The 206-nt window shown below is 69.9% G+C and carries 1 protein-coding gene; it reads left to right on the top strand.

All coding sequences use genetic code 11. The annotated features are described in order from the left end of the window. A partial coding sequence (locus IH54_RS41225; RefSeq protein WP_234344299.1) for an acyl carrier protein occupies positions 1 to 206 on the top strand: 206 nt, incomplete at both ends.

Below are 206 nucleotides of genomic sequence, written 5' to 3'. Positions count from 1 at the left end.
CGGGAGTTGGCGGGGGTGTACGCGGCGGCGCTGGAGTATCCGGCGGAGGTGTTCGAGGAGGGGACGGACCTGGAGGCGGAGTTGGGGGTGGATTCGGTGAAGCAGACGGAGTTGCTGGTGCGGGTGGGTGACCGGTACGGGCTGCCGCCGCGTCCGTCCGATGTGCGTCCGGCGGCGTACAACACGCTCGGCAAGATCGCCGACCT

The sequence above is a fragment of the Streptomyces sp. NRRL F-5123 genome, assembly GCF_000721495.1.
Lineage (GTDB): Bacteria > Actinomycetota > Actinomycetes > Streptomycetales > Streptomycetaceae > Actinacidiphila.
The sequence above is the reverse complement of the archived record's forward strand: the minus strand, read 5'-3'. Positions and strand labels throughout refer to the sequence as shown.